Genomic DNA, 18,013 nt, shown 5'->3' on the forward strand with positions numbered 1-18,013 from the left:
CGAGACGAGCAAGGTGATGCTTCGCCCGCGCCCCACCCGGGGACGCCCGGTCTTGTGCTTCCCGTGTGGCGAGCGCGGGAGACCACACAATGAAACGCATGCTATTCAACGCGACCCAACCAGAAGAACTCCGGGTCGCCATCGTCGATGGACAAAAACTCGTTGACCTCGATATCGAAACGGCGGGCAAGGAGCAGCGCAAGGGGAACATTTACAAGGGTATTATCACCCGCATCGAGCCCAGCTTAGAAGCCGCCTTTGTCGACTACGGTGGCGAACGGCACGGCTTCCTCCCCTTTAAGGAGATCGCCCGCTCCACCCTCTCTACCGAGGGGGAGGCCCGGGGCCGAATCCAGGACCTACTGAAAGAAGGCCAGGAGCTGATCGTCCAGGTGGACAAGGATGAGCGGGGCAGTAAAGGCGCCGCACTGACCACCTACATCAGTCTGGCGGGCCGCTACCTGGTCCTCATGCCCAATAACCCCCGGGCCGGGGGAATCTCCCGCCGCATCGAAGGAGAGGACCGCAATGAGTTGCGGGAGATCCTGGCCCAACTCGAGATCCCGGAGGGCATGAGCGTCATCGCCCGGACGGCCGGCATCGGCCGCACGGCGGACGAGCTCAAGTGGGATCTTAACTATCTCCTGCAACTATGGAAAGCCATTGAGAACGCCGCCCAGAGCCAGAGCGGCCCTTTCCTTATCTATCAAGAGAGCAGTCTGGTCATCCGAGCCATCCGGGACTATTACCATCAGGACATTGGGGAAATCCTGATCGACACCGAGGAGATCTACGAGCAGGCCCGGCAGTTCATGGGGCACGTGATGCCAAGCCACGTGAACCGGATCAAACTCTACCGGGACGATATTCCCCTCTTTTCCCGCTTTCAGATCGAGCACCAGATCGAGACGGCCTACGCCCGGCAGGTGGCCCTGCCCTCCGGGGGCTCCCTGGTGTTCGACCACACGGAGGCGCTGGTGGCCATCGACGTCAACTCCGCCCGGGCCACCAAAGGGCAGGATATCGAGCAGACGGCCCTCATGACCAACCTGGAGGCGGCCGACGAAGCGGCCCGGCAGTTGCGGCTGCGGGACGTGGGCGGCCTGGTAGTCATCGACTTCATCGACATGGAAAACCCCCGCAATCAGCGAGAGGTGGAAAACCGCTTGCGGGAAGCTCTCAAGTACGATCGCGCCCGGGTCCAGATGGGAAAGATTTCCCGCTTCGGCCTGCTGGAGCTGTCGCGCCAGCGCCTCCATCCTTCCATCGGGGACACGAGCTACATGCCCTGCCCTCGCTGCAACGGGATCGGCCATATCCGCAGCGTGGAGTCCTCGGCCTTGCACATCTTGCGCATCCTCCAGGAAGAAGCCATGAAGGAGAACACAGCCGTCATCCACGCCCAGGTGCCGGTCGACGTGGCCACCTTCCTGCTCAACGAAAAACGCGCCGATATCCATTCGATCGAAGCGCGCCTCAAGGTGGAAGTGATCCTGGTGCCGAATCCCCATCTGGAGACGCCCAAGTATTCCATCAAGCGCTTGCGCCATGACGAACTCAATCGGGGAGAGCCCTTGCCGCCCAGCTTCGAGCTGGTGGAAAAGCCCGCCGAGGAGGAGGAAATCCCGGCCTGGCAGGAGCCCAAGCCCGTCCGGCCGGAGGCGATGGTCAAGGGATTCACCCCCTCCCAGCCGCCGCCCCCTGCCGTTAGGGAAGAGGTGCCCGTCCCGCCGCAACCTGCCGCCGTCACCGAGGCAAAGGGAGAACGGCCGTCTTTGCTGGCCAAGGTCTTCAGGTGGTTCAGGGCGATCGGCGAGCACAAGGAGGCGGTAGCTCCCGCACCGACGGCAATGACCACCCCGGTGCCGGTGAGAAGTACGGCGGAAGGCGGAACGGGACGGCGCCGGCGCCGGCGCGGAGGAGAAGGTCGCCGCTCGCCCCGGGAAGAAGCTTCCATGGCCAAAGCCAAGCCCCTTCAGCCCGAACCGCGGGAGCGGATCGCGGAAGCGCCGCTGGCCAAGCGGGAAGAGCGTCCCGCCGTCGAGGTGCCCGCTGCGTCCCTGGAAAGCGCAGGGCCTGTTCGAGAGGGCCGCGGGCCGGAGGGGGCCGAAGAGGGAGGCGGCAGGCGCCGGCGGCGGCGCCATCGGGGTGAACGCCGAGAGGACTATCCCGCCCGGGAGTCTGTGGCCCAGCCTTCCGTCCCCGCCGGTGGGGCCAGGCCCACCGCCCCACTGGTCGCCGGCACCGGCGAGGCCCAGGCGGCCGAGGCGGTGCTGACCGGGTCTCCGGCACCTGCCCAGGCTGCGGCGGTCCAGCCCGCCCCACCGGAAGGGGTAGCCGTCACATTCGAGGCAGCGGTCGAGCCTACCCAGTCCGAGGTGATCGCCCCGCCCCCGGCTCCCGCCAAGGTGCAGGAGGAAGTAGTCTCCCCAGAGGCGGCCGCCCCGGAGCCGCAAGCAGTCCAAGCGGCACCCAGCCTGGCGGTCTTGAAAGATCTGGGGATTGCCCTGGACGCCGACCCCCTGGCGGGGAGCGGGCTGGTGCAGATCGAGACCGATCCGGGGAAAGCCGGGGCTCCCGCAGCATTAGAGCCGGAGATCGGCGAGCCTCGCCGGCCTCGCCGAGCCCGTCCCGCGGCCCCTGCCCTGGACGAAGGGCCCCTGGTCCAGGTGGAGACCCGCCGGGACGCCTGATCACTCTTCGAGGCTTGCCTGCCCGCCGTTACGTAGGGCGGCAAGCAAGCCCTCGGTGGCCTCCTCGATCATATCCAGGACCCGCTCGAAACCTTCGGGTCCTCCATAGTACGGATCCGGTACGTCTTTGCCGGTCCAGCGCTGGCTGTATTCCAGCAGCAGGCCCAGCTTGTGCTGGTACTCCTCCGGGCAAAGCCGCCGGAGATGGGCCAGGTTGTGGTGGTCCATGGCCAGAATCAGATCGAAGGTCACGAAGTCCTCCGCCCGGACTTTTCGCGCCACCAATCCTTCCAGAGAGTAGCCCCGTCCGGCACCGGCCCTTCGCGCACGCGGATCCGCGGGTTCCCCCGCGTGATAGTCTCCATGGGTTCCCGCTGCCTCCACGTAAATCCTCTCGCCATCTTCCGATTCGGCCAGGCGCCGGCGCATTACCGCCACTGCCATGGGCGAGCGGCAGATGTTGCCCATGCAGATGAAGAGGATTTTTAGCTTGCCGTTTTTTTGATCCATCTCATGGCTGCTCCGTCACCGCCCTGAAGAGCGGGCCTCATCCCTCCTTTCCTCGGGTAGAACGACTCCTATAATGCTCGGACCACGGATGACCTGTAAGGTAAGAGTAATGCCCATTTCGAGCAAAGTGGAGACCCTGCGCTGGCGCGACGCTCGGCTGGAGCTCCTCGACCAGCGACGGCTGCCCGGGGGCGTCGAGTACGTGACCTGCGCGAGCGCCGAGGAGGTCGCCCAGGCGATCCGCGCCATGGCGGTGCGGGGCGCTCCGGCCATCGGCTGCGCCGCCGCCTTCGGAATTGCCCTGGAAGGATTGCGCCTGGCGGGCCAGGGGCGCCCAGCATTCGATGCCGCCCTGGCGCAGGCGTTCGATGTTCTGGCCCAAAGCCGACCGACGGCGGTCAACCTGTTCTGGGCACTTGAGCGCATGCGCCGCGTCTGGAAGCAGGCTGGGGAGCGGCCGTCCGAGGCAATCGCGGCCGCCCTGCTGGAGGAAGCCCAGCGGATCTTCGCCGAAGACCTGCAAATCAACCTGGCGATCGGGGAGCGGGGCGCAGCCCTGGTGCCCCATGGGGCCCGGATCCTCACCCATTGCAACGCGGGTGCCCTCGCCACCGCGGGCCACGGCACGGCGCTGGGCGTCATTCGTTCCGCCCGGGCCCAGGGCAAGGAAGTGTCTGTGATCGCTACCGAAACACGCCCTTTTCTTCAGGGGGCGCGCCTCACGGCCTGGGAGATGGTCCAGGAAGGCATCCCGGTGACCCTGGTGACCGATAGCGCGGTCGGACACCTGATGAGCCGGGGCGAAGTGGATCTGGTGGTGGTGGGCGCCGATCGGGTGGCGGCCAATGGGGACGTAGCCAACAAGATCGGCACCTATACGGTCGCCGTGCTCGCCCGGCGACATGGCATCCCCTTTTATGTGGCCTGCCCCTTATCCACCATCGATCGATCCCTGGCGGAGGGATCGGCCATCCCCATCGAGGAACGCCCAGCGGAGGAAGTTCTGGGTTACGGCGAGTGCCGCTGGGCGTCCCAGGGCGTGGAGGCGCGCAACCCCGCCTTCGACGTGACCCCCGCCGACCTGGTCACGGGCCTGATCACCGAGAAAGGGGTCATCGCCCCGCCCGATCAGCGGAAAATCGAGGCGCTGTTCGAATGATCCCCCCTAGAGGGACATGCCCCCGCTCACCTCGATCACCGCGCCGTTGATGTAGCTCGCCTCGTCCGAAGCGAGGAAGGCAAACGTGGCGGCGATCTCTTCCGGCTTGCCCAGGCGCCCCAGGGGGACCTTCTGTTCCATGGCGGCGAGTACCCGGTCGGGCATGGAGTTGAGGATGGGCGTCTGGATGAAGCCCGGACAGATGGCGTTCGCCCGGATGCCGTTTCGGCCCAGTTCCCGGGCCCAGGTCTTTGTCATGCCGATGACGGCGGACTTGCTGGCGGCGTAGTTGGTCTGGCCGAAGTTGCCGTACAGGCCCACTACGGAGGAGGTGCTAAGGATGACACCGGAGCGTTGCGAGAGCATGACGTCCACCACCGCCTTGGCGCAGTTGTAGACGCCCTTCAGGTTGATCTCGATCACCTGATCGAACTGCTCGTCGGTCATGTTCTTGAGCTGGGCGTCTTGGACGATGCCGGCGTTGTTGACCAGGCAATCGATGCGGCCGTACGTCGCCACCATTTTTTTCACCATGCGCTCGATGCTGGCGCGATCCCGGACGTCCACGATGAACCCCACCGCTTCCCCGTCCCCCTGGCGGATTTGCCGGACCGTTTCATCGACCCACTCCGGCGTCACGTCGCAGACCGCTACCTTGGCGCCTTCCTGCGCGAACTTGATCGCCGTCGCCTTGCCGATGCCCCGGCCGGCCCCCGTGACGATGCACACCTTCCCAGCAAGCCTCATGCGCTTTCCTCCTGCAGTTACCCGGCCTCATGCTGCGCAGCATTTCCGACGGCGAATTTTTATGCTGCGCAGCAATCCTCCCGGCTTGGCGGGGCACTTTACTCCAAAATTCCGCGCTGCACAATACGAGAGAAACGTCAAATTTTTCCTGGAAATCCGGGATTCCGGACAGACTTGAAGGCCTTTGGCGGGCGCGAGAGCCTTATGCTGCGGTGCAAGCGCCCAGGACTTACTCTAGGATCTCTACGGGGGTGCCAACCGGCACCCGATCGAACAGATCCATCACATCGACGTTGCGCATGCGGATGCATCCATGGGAAGCGGGAACCCCCATGGGAACCGTATCCGGCGCGCCGTGGATGTAGATGTAGCGCCGCATGCTGTCCACCTTCCCGAGCCGGTTGAAGCCGGGCTCGCAGCCTGACAGCCACAGGATGCGGGTCAGGATCCAGTCCCGATCGGGATGCCGGGCGGCCAGCTCGGGGGTAAAGATTTCTCCGGTGGGACGCCGGCCGACGAAGACGGTATTGACAGGCTGGCCCGCGCCGATTTTTGCCCGGATCCGGTGGCGGCCCCGGGGTGTTTTGAAGCTGCCCATCCGCTCCCCGGCTCCCGCAGCGGCCGTGGACACCGGGTAGCGTCGAAGGAGGCGATCGTCCTCAATCAGATCAAGCTGTTGATCGCTTATTCTAACAACGATCCTCAACATTTTCCGCCCGCCGCCGCTGCACGAAGAATTCCGTCAACAGCCGAGCGCATTCCTCCGCCAGCACCCCCCCCTCCACTCGGGCGTGATGGTTGAGGCGCGGCTCCCCCGCCAGATCCACCACGCTCCCGCAGGCGCCGGTCTTGGGATCCCGCGCGCCATAGACCAGCCGGGGGATACGGGCGTGGAAAATCGCCCCCAGGCACATAGGGCACGGCTCCACGGTCACGAAAAGCTCGCACTCGGGCAGCCGATAGTTGCCGAGCCTGAGGGCCGCGTCCCGCAGGGCCAGCACCTCCGCATGGGCGGTGGGATCCCGCAGGGCGATCGGACTGTTGCGTCCCCGGCCTACGATGCAGCCTTCCCGCACCACGACGGCCCCGACGGGGACCTCGCCCGCCGCCCAGGCCTCCCGGGCCAGGGCGATCGCCTCCCGCATGAAATCCGCGTCGGTCATGGGGACTGTAGCTTACCGCTCCCTTCCCGCCTTGTGCCAGGCTTTTTGTACCGGCCAGAGCAGGTACTCCATGTAACTGATTTTCACAAAATCGGCTCAGGGCCGCCGGGTCTTTCTCTTGCGCCTCCGGGGCTCAGCCGACGCAAAGGCTGCCGCGAGCAGCATAGCCTCGATCGGATCGACCCGCTCGTCATCCGCTAGGGCGCCGTCGATGATCGCGGCTCGCCGCATCGGGTTGCGCAACGCTTCCATATCGCTGCGCAGGCTATCGAGGGTTTCGCGCAGCGACCTAGCGCCCTGGTCGAGCAACGTATCGAGCATCGCCGGCCGGAGGCCGAGGCCGACACCTAACGCGGCGCGAAACGGTTCCTGGATCGTGGCCAGTTCGTCTTGCAGCGCCCGCTGCTGTTCGCGCAAGACGGAGCAGCAGTGACCGAGACGCTCTCCGGAAGCTTGCGCAAGATGATTGGAATCGATCTGCTCGATCTCGATCTGCACCGTGAGCAGTTCCAGCAGGTCGTTGCGCTCGTAGGCCCGGTTCACGCGTTGTATCAACGCGGTCTTGCGTTCGCGCTCGGCGGCGTCCGGCTCGCGATCGGGATGCAGCGCAGCCGCCAGGCGGCGGAAGACCTCGCGCACCGACTGACTCGCCCGCGTGTTCGATCAGCTCTTCGGCGTTTTTCGCTTCGTGGCCGGCAACAATGTCTTCGCCGAGCATCCGGCCGAACATGGCTTCGGCCAGGTCCACCTCGGCTTGTAGCAAGTCCCGATGTCGCAAACCGCTGTGGCGGCCGAAAACGGCTTCGACTTCGTCATCGGGTCCGGCCTGCAGCACGGTTTCGGCCAAAGCGACGACGGTATTGCGCAGCCTGGCCCGCGGCTACGCGTCAGCCGGTCACCTTTCGCCGCCGTGCTGGCGAGGAGCCCATCCATGAACAACACGGCCGCCCGTTGCTTGGCCAGCAACTCGCGCTGCAGCGGTTCGATTTCCGCAGCGGCGCGACTCCGGACCGGTCCAGTGCATGCTGCCAGGAAGTCAGCTCGGCGCGCAGCGCCCGCAGCCGTTCCGCAAGCTGGTTAAACAAGCGCTGGTTCTTGCTCAGCGCCTTGTCAGCGGATTCGATGCGGATCGAGAGCGCCGCGCCGGGTTCGTCGAACAGGTCGCGTTGTGCGACAGGCGTCGCCATCACTCCCACTCGATGGTAGCCGGCGGCTTGCCAGAGATGTCGTAGACCACGCGGTTGATGCCGCGCACCTCGTTGATGATGCGGTTGGAGACTCGGGAGAGGAGGCTATGGGGAAGTTCCGCCCAGCGGGCGGTCATGAAGTCCTGGGTTTCCACCGCGCGCAGCGCCACCACGTACTCGTAGGTGCGGCCGTCTCCCATGACCCCCACCGATTTCACCGGCAGGAACACGGCGAAGGCCTGGCTCACCTTCTCGTACCAGCCGGAAGCCCGCAGCTCGTCGATGAAGATGGCGTCCGCCTGGCGCAGAATGTCGGCGTATTCCCGCCTGACTTCCCCCAAGATTCTTACTCCCAGACCCGGACCGGGAAACGGATGGCGGAACACGATCTCCGGCGCAAGCCCTAGGGCGAGGCCTAGCTCGCGCACCTCGTCCTTGAACAGCTCCCGCAGGGGCTCCAGGAGCTTGAGATGGAGCGTCTCAGGCAGCCCGCCCACGTTGTGGTGGGATTTGATGGTGCGGGCCTTCTTGGTCTTCGCTCCCGCCGATTCGATGACATCGGGATAGATGGTGCCTTGGGCCAGCCAGCGGGCGTCGCCCAGTTTTTCCGCCTGCTCCTGGAACACGTGCACGAACTCACGCCCGATGATCCTGCGCTTCTCCTCCGGATCGGCCACCCCTTCCAGCGCCCGCATGAAGCGCTCGGAAGCGTCCACCATCAGCACCTTCACCCCCAGATGGCGGGCGAAGGTGTCCATGACCTGCTCGGCCTCGTTCAAGCGCAGCAGCCCGGTGTCCACGAAGATGCAGGTGAGCTGCTCGCCGATCGCCCGGTGGATGAGGGCCGCGGCGACCGAGGAGTCGACGCCGCCGGAGAGCCCCAGGATCACTTCGTCTCCGCCCACTTCGGAGCGGATGCGGCCCACCGCCTCCTCCACGTAGTCGGGCATGTTCCAGTCGGTCCGGCAGCCGCAGATGGTGTGTACGAAGCGCTCCAGGATGGCCTTGCCCTGGAGCGTGTGGGTCACTTCCGGGTGGAACTGCAGGCCATAGAATCCGCGCGTTTCGTCGGCCATGCCGGCGATGGGCGAAGCGGCGTTGCTGGCGATCACCTTGAAGCCCGGCGGCAGGTCGATCACCTTGTCGCCGTGGCTCATCCACACGTCCAGGAGGCCATGCCCTTCCGGCGTCACCCGGTCCTGGAGGTCGCGAAGCAGGCGCGAGTGGCCCCGCGCCCGGACCTCGGCGTAACCGAATTCCCGCATCTTGGAGTTTTCCACCGTGCCCCCGAGCTGGGCCGCCATGGTCTGCATGCCGTAGCAGATGCCCAGCACGGGTACGCCCAGACGGAACACGATCTCCGGCGCCCGGGGCGTCGCTTCCTCGTACACCGACGCCGGCCCGCCGGACAGGATGATGCCCTTAGGAGAGAAGGCGCGGATGAATTCCTCGGGAGCGTCGCAAGGATGGATCTCGCAGTACACGTGGCACTCCCGCACCCGGCGGGCGATGAGCTGCGTGTACTGGGAACCGAAATCAAGAATCAGGATGCGGTCGTGCACGGGATCGAGGCGTCGGGGTTCAACGGAGGATAACCCTGCCGGTCTGGGACGGGCACCGGCCATCCTTCACGATTCACTCGACGTGGTAATTCGGCGCTTCCTTGGTGATCTGCACGTCGTGCACGTGGGACTCGCGCACGCCGGCGGAAGTGATCTCGACGAACGCCGCCTTGGCCCGCAGCTCGTCGATGGTGGCGCAACCGCAGTAGCCCATGGCCGAACGCACGCCGCCGATCAACTGGTTGATCACGTTGACCACCGGCCCCTTGTAGGGCACGCGGCCCTCCACACCTTCGGGCACCAACTTGTCGGAGCTCATCTCGGCGTCCTGGAAGTAGCGATCGCTGGAGCCCTGCTGCATGGCGCCCAGGGAGCCCATGCCCCGATAGGTCTTGTAGGAGCGGCCCTGGAACAGCTCGATCTTGCCCGGCGATTCTTCAGTGCCCGCAAACAGCCCCCCCAGCATGACCGAGTAGGCGCCGGCGGCCAGCGCCTTGGCCACGTCGCCGCTGTAGCGAATGCCCCCGTCGGCGATCAGGGGCACCCCGGTACCTTCGAGGGCCTTGGCCACGTTGGCGATGGCCGTGATCTGGGGCACGCCCACGCCGGCCACGACTCGGGTGGTGCAGATCGATCCCGGGCCGATGCCCACCTTGACCCCATCCGCGCCGCAGTCCACGAGGGCTTGGGCGGCGGCTGCGGTGGCGATGTTGCCGCCGATCACCTGCACCTGGGGAAACGTGCGCTTGACCCAGCGTACCCGGTCCAGGACCGCTTGGGAATGGCCGTGGGCCGTGTCCACCACGATCACGTCCACGCCCGCTTCCACCAAGGCTGCGGCCCGCTCTTCGCTGCCTTCGCCCACCCCGATGGCCGCCCCCACCCGTAGCCGTCCCAGGGCGTCCTTGCACGCGTTGGGGTGCTCGCTGGACTTGAGGATGTCCTTCACCGTAATCAGCCCCCGGAGCTCGAAGCTGCTGTTCACCACCAGCACCCGCTCCAGGCGATGCTTGTGCATCAGGGCCATCGCTTCTTCCAAAGGCGCGCCTTCCCGCACCGTGACCAGCCGCTCCCGGGGGGTCATGATGTTCTTGACCGGCTGGTCCAGCCGGGTCTCGAAGCGCAGGTCCCGGTTGGTGACGATGCCCACCACCCGGAGCCCCTCCACCACCGGCAACCCGGAAATCTTGTGCTCCCGCTGCAGCTCCAGCACCTTGCGCACCGTCATGTCGGGGGGGACGGTGATCGGGTCTTTGACCACTCCGCTTTCGAAGCGCTTGACCTTGAACACCTCTTGGGCTTGCGCCCGATCGGTCATGTTCTTGTGGATGATGCCCAAGCCCCCTTCCTGGGCGATAGCGATGGCGAGGTTCGCCTCTGTGACCGTGTCCATCGCGGCGGACACCAGGGGGATGTTCAGCTTGATTTCCCGGGTCAACCAAGTCTCCAGGCTCACTTCGCGGGGCAGAACAGTGGAGTGGGCGGGAACGAGGAGAACGTCGTCGAACGTGAGAGCCTTTTCGATGAGGCGCATTTTTTCCTACCTGCCACAAAACATCATTATACCGACCCTGTAGCCAGAGGGTAAATGTCGATTCGACATTAGCTTTTAAATGCAATGCATTGACAAAAAAGTAGAAGTGTGTAGGCTGTAGGGCATTTGCATCATCCTCTTTCCCCGGCGGTTAAAGCAAGGAGCGGATCGAATGAACATCATGACCAGAGGGCTCGCGGCGGCGACCCTGGCCCTTTTCACGCTGCCGGCCCTTGCGGATCTTTACAAGTGCAGCGACGCCCAAGGCCGGGCGTATTACACGGACCAGCCGTCGGCCCGCTGCCTCCAGGCAGGAACGGCCATCAAGGCACCTTCCTCTGCCCAGCCGGCGGCGGAAAATGTCGCGCCCCCGGCGCCCAAGAGTCTCCAGGAGCAGGAGCTCGAGTTCAGGAAGCGGCGGGCAGAGCGGGCGGAGGAGGAGCTCAAAGCGCAAAAAGAGGCCCAGCTCAAGGCCCAGAACTGCGATGCAGCCCGGGCCAACCTGGCGAGCTATACCCAGGCCGGACGGGTATTGCGCTACACGCCCCAGGGGGAGCGGGAGTACCTGAGCGACGAGCAGCGGGCCGAGGAGACCGAGAAGTGGCGCAGGGAAGTGGCCAGGTGGTGCGGCCCTTGAGGCCTCCGCCGCTGGCGGCCCGCAGCCGCCCGGTCAGCCTTCCGGCTTGCGTCGGGAGCCCGCCTCCACCCGCCGGCGCCGCACCTCCTTGGGGTCGGCGATGAGCGGGCGGTAGATTTCCACCCGGTCCCGGTCTTTCAGGGGCGCGTCCAGCCGGGTGAGCTTGCCGAACACCCCCACCTTGTTTTTCGTCAGGTCGATCTCGGGAAAGTCCTGGAGGATTCCGGAGCGCTCGATGGCCTGCTGCACGGTGGTGCCCGGCGGCACGGCGATCCGCTTGAGCCGCTGGACGGCCGGCAGCGCGTAAATCACCTCCACCGTCAGCTCGCCGCTCATCGTTCGCCGTAGATCTGCTCGGCCCGCCGGGCGAAGGCCTCGACGAAGCTGTTGGCGATCCGGTGAAACACGGGCCCCACCAGCTTTTCCAGCAGCTTGTGGGAAAACTCGTAGTGGAGCCGAAACTCCACCTTGCAAGCCTTGTCTCCCAGGGGAACGAAGCGCCAGTGGCCGTCCAGGCGCCTGAAGGGGCCGTGCCTGAGCTCCATCTCGATCAGCTCAGGGGGCTGCTTGGTGTTCTCCGTGGTGAAGCTCTGGCGGATATGGTGGTAATCGATGACGATGGTAGCGTGGCTGCGGTTGCCGTCGATCGGCGTCTCGGAAGCGCCGCCGCACCAGGGCATGAACTCGGGGTAGCGCTTCACCTGATCCACGAGCTGATACATCTCCTGGGCCGAATACGGCACGATGACGGAACGCTGGACTTCGGCCATGGGTCGTACGAGGGCCTCGGACACCGCCAGAAGCGAAAGCAAAAATTGTTAAAATATCGCATTTTCGCCTTGATCTCACTCAATGAGCATCGCCCAGAACAAAAAAGCGTTCCACGACTACTTCATCGAAGAGCGCTACGAGGCCGGCATCGCCCTGGAGGGCTGGGAGGCGAAGGCGATCCGGGCGGGGCGGGTCCAGCTCAAGGAAGCCTACGTGGTGGTGAGCAAGGGGGAGGTGTTCCTGGTGGGCTGCCACGTGAGCCCGCTCCCCACCGCATCCACCCACGTGCACCCGGACCCCACCCGCACCCGCAAGCTGCTGCTCCATGCCGAGGAGATCAAGCGGCTCATCGGCAAGGTGGAGCAGCGAGGCTACACCCTGGTGCCCCTGGACATGCATTACCGTAACGGCCGGATCAAGCTGGAAATCGGCCTCGCCCGGGGCAAGAAGCAGCACGACAAGCGGGAGGCGGAGCGCCAGCGGGAATGGGAACGGGAGCGCCAGCGGCTGCTGCGGGTGAGGTGAGCCGGCCCGGGGAGCAGTTATTGCCTGGGCTGGCTCGAGACCGTATCATGGGCGCCGCCTCCGGCCGGCCGGTGCCCTCCCCGTTCCCGCGGCACGAATTTTCCCATCGGTGAGACCCGCGAACGCCATGCCTTCTTCGGCCCCGCCCAGGGCGGTCATCGCCTGGCTCTTCGCCTGCTGTGCCCTGGTGTTCGCCATGGTGGTGGTGGGCGGCGTCACCCGGCTCACCCATTCGGGGCTTTCCATTGTGGAGTGGCAGCCCATCGTGGGCACCGTCCCGCCCTTGTCTCAGGAGGACTGGGACGCCCTGTTCCACAAGTACCAGCAGACGCCCGAATACCAGCAGGTCAACAAGGGCATGTCCCTGGACGAGTTCAAGGGTATTTTCTGGTGGGAGTACTTCCACCGCCTGCTCGGTCGCGCCATCGGCGTCGTCTTTCTCGTGCCCCTCGTCTACTTCGCGATCAAGCGCTGCATCGACCGGCCGCTTGCTTACAAGCTCGGCGCGATCTTCGTGCTAGGGGGGCTTCAGGGCGCGTTGGGCTGGTACATGGTCCAGAGCGGCCTGGTGGAAGATCCCCGGGTGAGCCCCCTGCGCCTGACTGCCCACCTGGGGCTTGCGTTCCTGATCTACGGCGCCCTGTTCTGGATCGCCCTCGACCTGATGCGGGCGAAAAAACCGCGGCCGCCGGGGGATTCCCGTCTGCAGGGGCTCAAGCGCTTCGCCTATGCCCTGACCGCCCTGGTTTTCCTGATGGTGCTCTCGGGAGGCTTGGTGGCGGGACTGCGGGCGGGCTTCGCCTACAACACGTTTCCCCTGATGAACGGACGGCTCGTCCCGCCCGAGCTGTTCATGCTGGAGCCGTGGCACGCTAACTTCTACAGCAACATGGCCACCGTCCAGTTCAACCACCGCTTGATCGCCTGGCTGCTGGCGTTCCTCGTGCCGGTCTTTTGGTTCCGGGCGCAGCGCTTTTCCCTGCCTCCCCGCGCCCGGCTGGCTGCCCATGCCCTGCTCGGCATGGTAGCGCTGCAGATCGCCCTGGGCATCGCCACCCTGCTCCTGGTGGTTCCCCTGCCCCTCGCCGCCGCCCACCAGGCGGGCGCGGTCGGTGTGTTCACCTTTGCCCTGTGGATGGCCCACGAGTTGCGCCGGGCCTGTGCCTGAGACCTGAGGGCCTTTCAGCGACCCTCTGCCCTGAGCCCGGCCAGCGAAAGCACAGCCGGTCCCAGCCCCCAGGCAACCACCAAAGTGAGAAAAAAACCTAAACCCAGCGCGGGCTTCTGGAAGCCTCAGGGGACGACCTGGTCGATCACGATGCGCACGTCCCGGGCGCCCGGGGTCACCGGACCTGCCCTGCCCACCAGGTCGCCGCTCCGCAGCTCGGCGCTCCCGGACTTAGAGATCCGGGCGATCACCACCACCTTCGGGACGCCGGAAAGGGAGACACCGGGCACCATGGCCATGCTGTCATCCAGGGTGAAGCTCAGGGGAAGGTCGTAGGCTTTCGCCCGCAGGATGGCGAGGGGCATGGGCGGGCCCTCCGCCGCGCGGGCATAGATGAACAGAGTATCGTCGGGCTTGACCCGTCCCGCCAAGGCCGGGCTCAGGGTGGCAATCCCGGCCAGCCGCCCGTTCCCCTCCGCGGCGACCGGAGCGCCGCTTCCCTGGCGGCTCACATTTCCTTTCGAGAGCCGATCGCGGGCCTCGGAAAGGCTCTCCGCCACCCGCTGGGCCAGCTCGGAGCCCGGCTCGAGCTGAGCCGCCAGCCGCTCCCAGTAGTCGACGGCGGCGGCGTACTCGCCCCGCTCGAAGGCTGCCGCCCCCGCCAGGGCCAGGGACTTGGGATGGCGAGGATCGATTTCCAGCGCACGGGTGAGCAGCTCCGTGGGCCGCCCCAGAAGGGATCGTCCCTGACCCATGGCCAGCGCGTCGGCCAAGTCGGCCAGGACCGCCGCGTCGTCGGGACTCAGAGCCCTCGCCCGCTCGAGAGCCGCCACCGCCTGGTCGAACCGTCCCAGCGCCGAATAGGACCGGCCGAGCAAGGCCCAACCTCGGGCATCTTCCGGGTGCTCTTCGAGCCGTTGCGCCAGACGGGCCACCAGGGTTTCCACATCTGCAGGGGACGGGGCCGCCGGTCCGGTGGCGGCCAGGCGCAGGGCATCGGGGCTGCCGATCTGGAGATAGAGCAGGATCGAAGCGATCGGCACCGCCAGCGCCAGAAGGACGGGAAGGGCAAACCGCCATCTGCCGCGAACGGGCGTCTTGCCGGCAGACGAGGCGGTGTCCAGATCTCGGAGCATGCGGCGCTTGAGCTCGTCCAAGGCTTCCTGGTACTGGCCGTCGGTCAGCAGCCCGTTTTCCCGTTCCCGGGCAAGTTCCTCACGCTGATCCTGGTAGACGGCTCGGTTGACACCCAGGGGATTGGCGCCTCCGGCCCGGCGGGAACCCCGCAGCAGGGGCACGAGGATGAAAGCCAGGGCGAGGGCGAGGAGCGTCCCGCTCGCCACTAAGAAAGCGGTCATTGTCCTTCCCGTTCTCCCTCTGCGGCGAGCAAGGCCTCGGCTTGACGGGCTTCCTCCTCGCTCAAGGGCGGCTCATGGGCTTGGCGCCGGCGCACCACCACGAGGAGGACCCCGAGCCCGATCGCCAGCAGCACGAAGGGTCCGGCCCACAGGGGAAGGGTGGTGGATTTGACTGGCGGGCGGTAGAGCACGAAGTCCCCGTAGCGGGCGACCAGGAAGTCCACCACCTCCCGATCGCTGCGGCCTTCTCGCATCATCTCCCGGATCTCCCGGCGCAGGTCCCGGGCGAGATCGGCGTTGGAGTCCGCCAGGGACTCGTTCTGGCACACGAGGCAGCGCAGCTCCTTGGCGAGGGCCTGAAGGCGCGCCTCCAGGCGGGGGTCCTCGGCCCGGGGCGCCGCCTCTTTCGCCGCGACCGGCCCCGCCACGAGGGCGAAGAGCAGCCACAGCCCCAACGCCCGCCTCATCCCTGAAGCTCCCGGATCAGGGGCAGCAGCCGCTCGCGCCAGCGCTCCGGGGTAAGGGGCCCGATGTGCTTGTAGCGGATCACCCCTTCCGCGTCGATCACGAAGGTCTCCGGCACCCCGTAGACCCCGTAGTCGATCCCCACCCGGCCCTCCCGGTCCATGACGCTGAAGCGGTAGGGGTCGCCGAAGCGCTCGAGCCAGGCGAGCGCCTCATCCCGGTGGTCTTTGTAGTTGAGCCCCACGAGGGGCACCACCCCCGAGCGGGCCACCTCCAGGAGCAGGGGATGCTCCTCCCGGCAGGCGACGCACCAGGAGGCCCAGACGTTCAACAGCCAGACCTGGCCCTGGAGATCGGCCGTGCGGAAGCTCTTTTGCGGGTCGCGCAGGAGGGCGAGCCCGATCTCGGGGGCGGGCTTGCCCACGAGGGGCGAGGGCACCTCCCGCGGGTTGCGGCCAAGCCCGACGAACAGGAAGGCGGCCACCGCCGCAAAAAGCCCCAGGGGGAGGAGGGAGCGGATCATGGCCGCGCGGTCTGCGGTGCGAGCTCCTGGGTCGCAGAGGCTGCCTTTGCCTCCGCTTCCTTCCCCCGCCGGCCGGCGAGCCGGTAGCGCCGGTCGGCGAGGGCAAGCAGCCCCCCGAGGGCCATGAGGAGCCCCCCGCCCCAGATCCAGCCGACGAAGGGCTTGTGGTAGAGGCGCACGCTCCAGGCCCCCTCGGGCAAGGGCTCGCCCAGGGAGACGTAGAGGTGGCGGGTGAAGCCGTAATCGATGGCCGCCTCGGTCATGGTCTGGCCGGAAGCCGGGTAGAAACGCTTTTCCGGATGGAGGGTACTTATGGGGCGACCGGCCCGGGTGACCGTCACCGTGCCCCGCAGCGCCGAATAGTTGGGACCGGATCGCTCGGTGACGCCCTCGAAACGAAAGGCATAGCCGCCCACGGCGACCGTGTCCCCGACCCCCATGCGCACGTCGGTCTCCGTCTCGTAGCCCTTGACCAGCGTCACGCCGAAGACGAACACCGCCACCCCCAGGTGGGCGAGGTGCATGCCGTAGTAGCTCCAGGACTGACGCTTGAGCCGCGCCCCCAGGCTTCCGCCGCCGGAAGCCTCCCGCAGCCGCCCCCAGAGCGCCACCACCACGCTCGCCACGATCCAGGCGCTAAGCAGCAGCCCCAGGGCGATCAAGGGGGTCCACGCGCCCAGGAGGAAGGGCAGGACAAGGGCGGTGGCCATCCCGGTCGCAAGAGCCCAGCGCAGGCGCCGGGCCAGCTCCGCCAGACTCGCCTCTTTCCATCGGGCAAGCGGCCCCACACCGATCAGGAAGAGGAGCGGCGCCATCAAGGGCACGAACACGGCGTTGAAATAGGGCGGGCCCACCGAGAGCTTGCCCAGGCCGAGGGCGTCCACGATCAGCGGATAGAGGGTGCCAAGCAGCACCGTGCCGCAGGCCACCACCAGCAGCACGTTGTTCGCGAGCAGCAAAGACTCCCGAGAGAGGAGCTCGAAGCGCCCGCCCAGGCCTACCCGCGGCGCCCGTAGCGCATAGAGCAGGAGCGAGCCCCCCACCACCAGGGTGAGAAGGCCCAGGATGAACACGCCGCGCTTGGGATCCGTGGCGAAGGCGTGCACCGAGGTGAGGACGCCGGAGCGCACCAGGAAGGTGCCCAGCAGGCTCAAGGAGAAGGCGGCGATCGCCAGCAGCACGGTCCAGCTCTTGAAGGCCCCGCGCTTCTCGGTGACCGCCAGGGAGTGGATGAGCGCCGTGCCCACGAGCCACGGCATGAAGGAGGCATTCTCCACCGGGTCCCAGAACCACCAGCCGCCCCAGCCCAGCTCGTAGTAGGCCCAGAAGCTCCCCAGCAGGATGCCGAGGGTGAGGAACATCCAGGCGCAAGTGGTCCAAGGGCGGGACCAGCGCGCCCAGGAGGCGTCTAGGCGCCCGGAGAGCAGCGCCGAGACGGCGAAAGCGAAGGCGACCGAAAAGCCCACGTAGCCCATGTACAGCAACGGGGGATGGATCACCATGCCCGGGTCCTGCAGCAGGGGGTTTAAGTCGCGCCCTTCGGGCGCGGGAGGAAGAAGGCGCTCGAAGGGGTTGGAGGTGAGCAACAAAAACAGGAGAAAGCCCACGCTCACCAACCCCATGACGCCCAGCACTCGGGCCACCATCTCCTCGGGCAGCCGGCGGCTGAAGAGCGTCACCGCCACCGTCCAGAGAGCGAGCGTCAGCGCCCAGAGCAGCATCGAGCCTTCGTGGGAACCCCAGGTGGCAGCGATGCGGTAGTGCAGGGGCAGGAGCGAATTGGAGTTGGTGGCGACGTTGAGAACCGAAAAGTCGTTGTGCGCGAACGACCAGGCGAGACAGCCGAAGGCAATGGCCACGAAGACGAATTGCCCGTGGGCCAGAGGTCGGGCCGCCGCCATCCAGCCGCGCACTCCCAGCGCTGCGCCGATTATCGGAACGGTTCCCTGGACCAAAGCCAGCAGAAGGGCCAGGATCAGGGCGAACTGGCCGAGCTCGGGAATCATGGCCG

Annotated in this window: 19 protein-coding genes; 5 read left to right on the forward strand and 14 right to left on the reverse strand. The window is 66.4% G+C overall.

Going from position 1 to position 18,013, the window contains the following annotated elements; translation table 11 throughout:
• Nucleotides 1-89 precede the first annotated feature (89 nt).
• Nucleotides 90-2,693, forward strand: coding sequence for an Rne/Rng family ribonuclease (locus ACTFO6_RS07100; protein WP_439933752.1), 2,604 nt, complete (start codon nt 90-92; stop codon nt 2,691-2,693).
• On the opposite strand, the gene ACTFO6_RS07105 is transcribed toward ACTFO6_RS07100, so the two are convergent.
• The gene (locus ACTFO6_RS07105) at nt 2,694-3,203 is read right to left on the reverse strand and encodes a low molecular weight protein-tyrosine-phosphatase (RefSeq protein ID WP_439933753.1); all 510 of its coding nucleotides are present in this window, start codon (nt 3,201-3,203) and stop codon (nt 2,694-2,696) included. It abuts the gene before it with no gap.
• Nucleotides 3,204-3,312: 109 nt separating this feature from the next.
• Between ACTFO6_RS07105 and mtnA the strand changes: the two genes are divergently transcribed.
• Nucleotides 3,313-4,362 carry an S-methyl-5-thioribose-1-phosphate isomerase gene (gene mtnA / locus ACTFO6_RS07110; RefSeq protein ID WP_439933754.1) on the forward strand — a complete coding sequence of 350 codons (1,050 nt, stop codon included), beginning with the start codon at nt 3,313-3,315 and terminating at the stop codon, nt 4,360-4,362.
• Nucleotides 4,363-4,368: 6 nt separating this feature from the next.
• Here mtnA and fabG read toward each other — a convergent pair whose 3' ends face one another.
• The 7 genes from fabG to guaB form a co-directional block, all read right to left on the reverse strand.
• Nucleotides 4,369-5,109: a 3-oxoacyl-ACP reductase FabG gene (fabG, locus tag ACTFO6_RS07115; RefSeq protein ID WP_439933755.1), complete on the reverse strand. Its 741-nt coding sequence runs from the start codon at nt 5,107-5,109 to the stop codon at nt 4,369-4,371.
• A 229-nt stretch (nt 5,110-5,338) separates the two neighbouring features.
• Nucleotides 5,339-5,818, reverse strand: a complete 480-nt coding sequence (locus ACTFO6_RS07120) for a L,D-transpeptidase family protein (RefSeq protein WP_439933756.1) — start codon at nt 5,816-5,818, stop codon at nt 5,339-5,341.
• The gene (gene tadA, locus ACTFO6_RS07125) at nt 5,799-6,272 is read right to left on the reverse strand and encodes a tRNA adenosine(34) deaminase TadA (RefSeq protein WP_439933757.1); all 474 of its coding nucleotides are present in this window, start codon (nt 6,270-6,272) and stop codon (nt 5,799-5,801) included. Before tadA ends, ACTFO6_RS07120 begins: the two co-directional genes overlap by 20 nt.
• A gap of 96 nt (nt 6,273-6,368) precedes the next feature.
• Nucleotides 6,369-6,911 (reverse strand): J domain-containing protein, encoded by a 543-nt coding sequence (locus tag ACTFO6_RS07130; protein ID WP_439933758.1) that lies wholly within the window; start codon nt 6,909-6,911, stop codon nt 6,369-6,371.
• A gap of 248 nt (nt 6,912-7,159) precedes the next feature.
• Nucleotides 7,160-7,459, reverse strand: coding sequence for a hypothetical protein (locus ACTFO6_RS07135; RefSeq protein WP_439933759.1), 300 nt, complete (start codon nt 7,457-7,459; stop codon nt 7,160-7,162).
• Nucleotides 7,459-9,021: a glutamine-hydrolyzing GMP synthase gene (guaA, locus tag ACTFO6_RS07140; RefSeq protein ID WP_439933760.1), complete on the reverse strand. Its 1,563-nt coding sequence runs from the start codon at nt 9,019-9,021 to the stop codon at nt 7,459-7,461. The genes ACTFO6_RS07135 and guaA overlap by 1 nt, the downstream gene beginning before the upstream one ends.
• A gap of 73 nt (nt 9,022-9,094) precedes the next feature.
• Nucleotides 9,095-10,555 (reverse strand): IMP dehydrogenase, encoded by a 1,461-nt coding sequence (guaB, locus tag ACTFO6_RS07145; RefSeq protein WP_439933761.1) that lies wholly within the window; start codon nt 10,553-10,555, stop codon nt 9,095-9,097.
• Between the two features lie 172 nt (nt 10,556-10,727).
• On the opposite strand from guaB, the gene ACTFO6_RS07150 reads away from it, so the two are divergent.
• On the forward strand, nt 10,728-11,192 hold the full coding sequence (locus ACTFO6_RS07150) for a DUF4124 domain-containing protein (RefSeq protein ID WP_439933762.1): 465 nt from the start codon (nt 10,728-10,730) through the stop codon (nt 11,190-11,192).
• A gap of 33 nt (nt 11,193-11,225) precedes the next feature.
• Here the strand turns inward: ACTFO6_RS07150 and ACTFO6_RS07155 are convergent, their stop codons facing one another.
• Both ACTFO6_RS07155 and ACTFO6_RS07160 read right to left on the reverse strand, forming a co-directional pair.
• On the reverse strand, nt 11,226-11,528 hold the full coding sequence (locus ACTFO6_RS07155) for an RnfH family protein (RefSeq protein ID WP_439933763.1): 303 nt from the start codon (nt 11,526-11,528) through the stop codon (nt 11,226-11,228).
• On the reverse strand, nt 11,525-11,962 hold the full coding sequence (locus ACTFO6_RS07160) for a type II toxin-antitoxin system RatA family toxin (RefSeq protein ID WP_439933764.1): 438 nt from the start codon (nt 11,960-11,962) through the stop codon (nt 11,525-11,527). The genes ACTFO6_RS07155 and ACTFO6_RS07160 overlap by 4 nt, the downstream gene beginning before the upstream one ends.
• An 82-nt stretch (nt 11,963-12,044) precedes the next feature.
• Between ACTFO6_RS07160 and smpB the strand changes: the two genes are divergently transcribed.
• Both smpB and ACTFO6_RS07170 read left to right on the forward strand, forming a co-directional pair.
• The gene (gene smpB / locus ACTFO6_RS07165; RefSeq protein ID WP_439933765.1) at nt 12,045-12,488 is read left to right on the forward strand and encodes an SsrA-binding protein SmpB; all 444 of its coding nucleotides are present in this window, start codon (nt 12,045-12,047) and stop codon (nt 12,486-12,488) included.
• Nucleotides 12,489-12,615: 127 nt separating this feature from the next.
• Nucleotides 12,616-13,656 carry a COX15/CtaA family protein gene (locus ACTFO6_RS07170; protein WP_439933766.1) on the forward strand — a complete coding sequence of 347 codons (1,041 nt, stop codon included), beginning with the start codon at nt 12,616-12,618 and terminating at the stop codon, nt 13,654-13,656.
• A gap of 125 nt (nt 13,657-13,781) precedes the next feature.
• Here the strand turns inward: ACTFO6_RS07170 and ccmI are convergent, their stop codons facing one another.
• The 4 genes from ccmI to ACTFO6_RS07190 are packed head-to-tail and all read right to left on the reverse strand — an operon-like array spanning nt 13,782 to nt 18,008.
• On the reverse strand, nt 13,782-15,014 hold the full coding sequence (gene ccmI, locus ACTFO6_RS07175; RefSeq protein ID WP_439933767.1) for a c-type cytochrome biogenesis protein CcmI: 1,233 nt from the start codon (nt 15,012-15,014) through the stop codon (nt 13,782-13,784).
• A complete protein-coding gene (locus ACTFO6_RS07180; RefSeq protein WP_439933768.1) occupies nt 15,011-15,481 on the reverse strand; it encodes a cytochrome c-type biogenesis protein in 471 nt (156 codons plus the stop codon). Before ACTFO6_RS07180 ends, ccmI begins: the two co-directional genes overlap by 4 nt.
• Complete coding sequence (locus tag ACTFO6_RS07185; protein WP_439933769.1) at nt 15,478-16,002, reverse strand: DsbE family thiol:disulfide interchange protein; 525 nt, start codon at nt 16,000-16,002, stop codon at nt 15,478-15,480. Before ACTFO6_RS07185 ends, ACTFO6_RS07180 begins: the two co-directional genes overlap by 4 nt.
• Entirely contained in the window at nt 15,999-18,008 is a 2,010-nt protein-coding gene (locus ACTFO6_RS07190; RefSeq protein WP_439933770.1) for a heme lyase CcmF/NrfE family subunit, read from the reverse strand. Before ACTFO6_RS07190 ends, ACTFO6_RS07185 begins: the two co-directional genes overlap by 4 nt.
• Between the last annotated feature and the right edge of the window lie 5 nt (nt 18,009-18,013).

Origin of the sequence: Pelomicrobium sp. G1, assembly GCF_051905455.1 — a bacterium.
Classification (GTDB): Bacteria; Pseudomonadota; Gammaproteobacteria; order Burkholderiales; family UBA6910; genus Pelomicrobium.

Excerpts from the sequence above, each read along its gene's own strand:
- ACTFO6_RS07120 (WP_439933756.1), bottom strand. The coding sequence starts at position 5,818 with ATGTTGAGGATCGTTGTTAGAATAAGCGATCAACAGCTTGATCTGATT.
- ACTFO6_RS07185 (WP_439933769.1), bottom strand. The coding sequence starts at position 16,002 with ATGATCCGCTCCCTCCTCCCCCTGGGGCTTTTTGCGGCGGTGGCCGCC.
- ACTFO6_RS07135 (WP_439933759.1), bottom strand. The coding sequence starts at position 7,459 with ATGGCGACGCCTGTCGCACAACGCGACCTGTTCGACGAACCCGGCGCG.
- ACTFO6_RS07100 (WP_439933752.1), top strand. The coding sequence starts at position 90 with ATGAAACGCATGCTATTCAACGCGACCCAACCAGAAGAACTCCGGGTC.
- fabG (WP_439933755.1), bottom strand. The coding sequence starts at position 5,109 with ATGAGGCTTGCTGGGAAGGTGTGCATCGTCACGGGGGCCGGCCGGGGC.
- mtnA (WP_439933754.1), top strand. The coding sequence starts at position 3,313 with ATGCCCATTTCGAGCAAAGTGGAGACCCTGCGCTGGCGCGACGCTCGG.
- smpB (WP_439933765.1), top strand. The coding sequence starts at position 12,045 with ATGAGCATCGCCCAGAACAAAAAAGCGTTCCACGACTACTTCATCGAA.
- ccmI (WP_439933767.1), bottom strand. The coding sequence starts at position 15,014 with ATGACCGCTTTCTTAGTGGCGAGCGGGACGCTCCTCGCCCTCGCCCTG.
- ACTFO6_RS07170 (WP_439933766.1), top strand. The coding sequence starts at position 12,616 with ATGCCTTCTTCGGCCCCGCCCAGGGCGGTCATCGCCTGGCTCTTCGCC.
- ACTFO6_RS07105 (WP_439933753.1), bottom strand. The coding sequence starts at position 3,203 with ATGGATCAAAAAAACGGCAAGCTAAAAATCCTCTTCATCTGCATGGGC.
- ACTFO6_RS07180 (WP_439933768.1), bottom strand. The coding sequence starts at position 15,481 with ATGAGGCGGGCGTTGGGGCTGTGGCTGCTCTTCGCCCTCGTGGCGGGG.
- ACTFO6_RS07190 (WP_439933770.1), bottom strand. The coding sequence starts at position 18,008 with ATGATTCCCGAGCTCGGCCAGTTCGCCCTGATCCTGGCCCTTCTGCTG.
- ACTFO6_RS07160 (WP_439933764.1), bottom strand. The coding sequence starts at position 11,962 with ATGGCCGAAGTCCAGCGTTCCGTCATCGTGCCGTATTCGGCCCAGGAG.
- ACTFO6_RS07155 (WP_439933763.1), bottom strand. The coding sequence starts at position 11,528 with ATGAGCGGCGAGCTGACGGTGGAGGTGATTTACGCGCTGCCGGCCGTC.
- ACTFO6_RS07150 (WP_439933762.1), top strand. The coding sequence starts at position 10,728 with ATGAACATCATGACCAGAGGGCTCGCGGCGGCGACCCTGGCCCTTTTC.
- tadA (WP_439933757.1), bottom strand. The coding sequence starts at position 6,272 with ATGACCGACGCGGATTTCATGCGGGAGGCGATCGCCCTGGCCCGGGAG.
- guaB (WP_439933761.1), bottom strand. The coding sequence starts at position 10,555 with ATGCGCCTCATCGAAAAGGCTCTCACGTTCGACGACGTTCTCCTCGTT.